This window comes from Dolichospermum sp. LEGE 00246 (genome assembly GCF_015207865.1).
Taxonomy (GTDB): Bacteria; Cyanobacteriota; Cyanobacteriia; order Cyanobacteriales; family Nostocaceae; genus Dolichospermum; species Dolichospermum heterosporum.
Genome location: NZ_JADEWA010000405.1, coordinates 1 through 5,028 on the forward strand (window position 1 = coordinate 1; position 5,028 = coordinate 5,028).

Sequence of the window (5,028 nt, forward strand, 5' to 3'; positions counted from 1 at the left end):
TATAAGAGACCGGTTAAAAACTGTAAATGCTCTCCGGGTTTTGATAAGAAAGTATCAGGAGTTCCTTGAATTTGGACTTGACCTTTTTCTATGAGAACAATCCAATCAGCCCGGTGGATAACGCTGGGACGATGGGTAATTAAAATTGTGGTTTTACCTCTGCGATATTTCAAAAGCCGATCTAAAACATTAGCTTCACTCATAGGGTCTAATCCGGCGGTAGCTTCATCTAAAATTAGTATAGGTGGATTTGTGAGAATTCCGCGAGCGATCGCTAATCTTTGTCTTTGTCCCCCAGAAAGATTCGCCCCAAACTCCCCTAATACGGTTTGATATTTATTAGGTAATTGACTAATAAAACCATCAGCATCAGCAATATCACAAGCTTGAACTATGTCTTCAAAAGAAATATTAGGTGTACCTAAACGGAAGTTCTCCAAAATTGTCCGACTCCAAAAATGAGGTTCTTGGGGAACATAAACTACTTGTTGTCGGTAACAATCTAAAGCAATATCTTGGATATTAAAAAAGCCGATGCGGATATTCCCGGAATCTGGTACATATAACCCAGCTAATAATTTAGCTAAGGTGCTTTTACCACAACCAGATTTACCAATTAAGGCAATGACTTTTCCCCCAGGAAGCTGAAGAGAAAAATCATCTAATAAGTCAACTCTACCTGCGTGATGAAATTGGAGATGAGAACAATTAATATCTGCCACACTAGAAATTTGTGCAGTTGGTTTTTGACTTCCTCCAACTACTTCTGGTGTGGCATCAATAACTTCTAACAATCGAGAAACTGCTGTTTGGGAACGAAAATATTCATCAACAAAGCCAACTAATGAGTTAATTAGACCTACAACATTTACTTGTAAAGCATTAAAAGCTAACATTTGACCGATGCTTAAATTGCCTTGAATTACTAACATACTTCCAAAGCCTAGTAAGATAACACCACCAATTGTAGAGATAATTTTAGCGATAGTCCCGTTAATAATTGCTATTTGCACCGTGCTAAAAGCCAGATTAGCTAAACGACCAAACCGACTTTGAAATTCATCCCAAAATTGAGGAGCAGCATTTGTAGTTTTAATTACCTGTGCGCCTTTAAATGTTTCTACTAAAACACCTTGATTTTCTGCTCCTAAGACTAAAAGACTGCGGGTTTTTTGTTGGAGAATGGGTAAGAAAGGTAAGGTAGATAAAGTCATGCAACCAGCAACAAATAAAACGGCTATTGTTAATTGCCAACTATAAAATAACATTAAGCCAAAAGAAATTACAGCGATAAAAAATTGGCTAGGTAAAACAATCACAATCTGTGATACTAATTGATTAATTTCGCCGATATCTCGCAGTCGGCTAGTAATTTCTCCACTTCGACGGGATTCATAATAATTTAATGGTAATTGGAGAAGTTTACGACCAAATTCTAGAACTAAACCTAGTTGTAATCTTTGTCCAAAATGAGAAATCATTAAGGCTTGAAATACTTGCAATCCTCCGCCAAATAAACTCATAACAACAACAGCGGAAACGACAACAGTAAGTAATTGTACATCTCCACGCACGAGAACATCATCTGTTAATAATTGAATCAAAACCGGAGTTCCTAAAGCTAGTAAACCCAGGACAATATTAATCATTAAAACCTGAGCTAGTAAGCCACGATAGGGTAAAAGCCGACGAAAAAAGCGCGTTATTCCACCTTTTGATTCTTCTTGGGGTTGTTCAAAAAAGCGGTCTGGATCTGGCTCTAATAAGAGCATTACCCCATCCCAAGCATTGATTAATTCTTCTTTTGTCAGATAACGAATTCCCACAGCCGGATCAGCAATAACGTATTTTTTTCCCTTTTTACCATATAAAACAACCCAATGATAGCCTTGCCAATGGATAATTGCAGGTAATGTAATTTCTGTAATTCTGTCTACAATTTCTGGAGAAGCTTTGACGGCTCTAGCATTAAAACCAAGATTTTCTGAACCTCTTTTTAACCCTAATAATGTTGTTCCTAATTGTCCAGTACCAACAGCTTCTCGACTTTTAATCATACTTAAAAAGCGTCCATAGTGTTTGGTAATAGAAACTAAACAAGCTGCTCCACAGTCTTCTTCACTTAACTGTAAAACACATTGATAATTCTCATGAGGTTTGAAGATATTAAACATAATTATCCAGAAGAACTTAGGTTGATTAACGCTTGTATTGGCTTGAATTATTGCTTAATTCTGTCTACAATTTAATTTATGAATTGGTGATTAATTTGCTTTTTCTGAGGATGAATTGTAGTACAGTTTCTTGACGAGAAATAATATCAGCACGTCCTTCCATGCCAGATTTGAGATAACATAAATGATTACCTTTTCCTAAAAATAGACTTTGTGGTTCAATATTGATTTCGTAAGTAGCTACCTGGGGGGTGCTGATAATAGAGTTATTTTGTGTAGTTGCTAGAACATCTGGTGCAATTGTTTTTACAGTTCCTTTAAGAGTTCCATAGTCTGGATAGGGACAAGATGAAACCTGCATTTGTACTGCTTGACCGGTTTTTATTTTGTCAATATCTTTAGCCCAAACGTGAGCTTTGATGATTAAAGGGGCATCCACAGGAGCAATTTGAGCAAGAGCCTCACTAAGTTGTACAACCTGTCCAGAGTTGCGGAGTTTGAGTTGCATTAGGGTGCCATTTGTTGGGGAGCGAATTACACTTTTATTCAACTCATTTTCTAGTTGTAGTAATTCTTGACGAGTGCGAATTTGTTGTTTTTGCAGTTCTAGACGTTGCTGGATTAATAGTTCCCGTTCTTTTTTTAAAGCTGCTAAATTGCCCTCACCTCTGGCTTTTTCTTGCCTAATTCTTTCCAAAGCTACTGTTACACTTGCATTACTGGGATTAATGCCAATTTTTGCTTTTTGTATGTTTATTTGTGCTAATTTAACAGCTTGTTCTTTTTCTTCTTGGAGATTTTTAGAACTAGATTTGGCTTGTTCTAATTTGGCTTGAGCAGACTTAACAGCCTGTTCTTTTTCCTCGACTAAATTCTGAGATATTGCTCCCGATTGAGCTATATTCTGCAAGCGATCGCGCTGTAATATAGCCAACTTTAAACCTGCTTCTGCTTCTTCCACAGTGGCTATTAATACCTTTTCTTTTTGTAATCTTGCTAGTTGCTCCTTTGCTAAATTTATAGCTACTTTAGCTTGTGTCATTTCCGCACCGGTTTTAATTTGCTGATCTTTATAGTTGCGTTCAGTGCCAGTTAATTCGGCCTGTGCAGCCATAATGGTACGGTCATTTAAGTTAGTCTGAGCAATTATTTGAGTATTGATTTGATTAATTTGAGCATCAATTTGAAGAAGTTGTAATTGACTTTGCTGAATAGTATTTTGCAGTTGTTTTTTCTGAGATTGGAGTTGGGAGTCATCAAGATAAGCAATTATTTCTCCCTTGCTTACTACCTGATCTTCTTTAGCTACAATTTTTTTAATAGTTCCCGTCATTGCAGATTCAACTAACCGTAATTCTCCCAATGGTCGGATAGTTGCAGGAACTTTAACTGTGATGTTGTAATAGAGAACAGATGTGAGACTCACAGCAACTACAAACATCGCAATCATCACTCCCCCACCAAGATGAATCCATTTACCAATATGGGGGAGAAACTCATTAGTTTCTAGTATATGCAAATCTTCTGTAGTTGGATTATTGAAGTTATACCAAGAATTATTATCTTGACTCTGTAAGGAATTCACGGTATTACACCTTCTATGAGGGCTAAAATAGTCTGATCTAAGATAGAAATTGCTAATATGATGCAATCAAACATCAACTATCTCAGGTAATAAATTATTAGGAATAAAAACAAGCAAATTTCTGTGTTCACATCGTGAAAAATAATTGGATGATAGGTTATAATCTAGTGAAGGGGGTAGAGATAGTTCTTCCATAGCTGTGGAAATTGCTTTCTCAAATCTTTAACGCAGATCAAGCATTAAGAAGAAGTAGGGAAAAGCTCAAACTTTCTCAAAGTCCTCACTTACATTGAGCAAGCTTTTATCATTTCCCTTACCCCCTTTTGTTCTCGCAAAAAGTGTTGACTAGTACAGGTTGGCGTAAATAAACCAACCATTCTAAGTAGGTGGGTGTTGAAAATTGTCGTTATGGCAAGGCAAAAGGCAAGAGGCAAGAGGCAAGAGGCAAGTGTGAAGAGGGTTTGGACGATTTTACGTTTCTTTACACAGTTTGGTTTTATTGTGTTCACCTACTTAAATCCTCCAAAAGCCTATACTGTCTTCATTTTGACTTTTGACTTTTGACTTTTGACTTCCGCCTTGCGGTACTAGCCGTGCAGAGTGGTGGGAATAACTAACCATTAAAAACTCACAAAAAGCTGGTGCAAGTTGCTTTTTAAGTTTTTATGTTTCAATTTTCCATCCCACTCCGCCGCACCAGTTCACTCCTGGTTCAAGATTAGGTAATTTATAGGCTGACTAGCCCATATCTACGCAAGAATCCCTAGAGATCCAACTCCACTAGCAACTGGAGGAATGGGAACTGCGGGTACAGTCGTTGTTGCTGTTCCATCACCTGGTAGCACCGCTGGACCTAAAGCCCCGACGGTGCTGGGGGGTTCTGCACCTAAGCCTAAGAAATCTTGTCCCGCAGTTAGAATGGTATTAGACTTACCTGCGGAAGTAGCACTGCTACCTTGAGGACCGGAGACGCTTGATCCCATTAAAAGCGATCCCTTGTTAGCATAGTTACTAGAAGCTAGTTCAAAGTCAGCCCCACCAGTCACTATTTCTTGCTGCTGATCAGATAAAGCAACAATCAAATCGGATGCGTCCATTTGATTTAACACAATTATTAGCCTCACTTACAAAATTAGGTGTTTCATCACCTAACAACTCAACTATAAGCATTGTTGCCTAATAATTCATAAACCTACGGGTAGAAAGTAAAGTTTGCAAATTTACCTCTAAAAGTAGAGACAAAATAGGTTTTAATTATTAGAATAGTAT

At 37.6% G+C, this 5,028-nt stretch carries 3 protein-coding genes; all 3 read right to left on the reverse strand.

Features of this window, described 5'->3' with window-relative positions; translation table 11 throughout:
* Window positions 1–2,174: peptidase domain-containing ABC transporter (locus tag IQ228_RS20850; RefSeq protein ID WP_193964261.1), on the reverse strand; the 2,174-nt coding region annotated here is incomplete at its 3' end.
* Window positions 2,175–2,250: 76 nt separating this feature from the next.
* Window positions 2,251–3,759, reverse strand: coding sequence for an HlyD family efflux transporter periplasmic adaptor subunit (locus IQ228_RS20855; protein ID WP_193964263.1), 1,509 nt, complete (start codon window positions 3,757–3,759; stop codon window positions 2,251–2,253).
* A 749-nt stretch (window positions 3,760–4,508) separates the two neighbouring features.
* On the reverse strand, window positions 4,509–4,868 hold the full coding sequence (locus tag IQ228_RS20860; protein WP_027403333.1) for a CTB family bacteriocin: 360 nt from the start codon (window positions 4,866–4,868) through the stop codon (window positions 4,509–4,511).
* Window positions 4,869–5,028 lie beyond the last annotated feature (160 nt).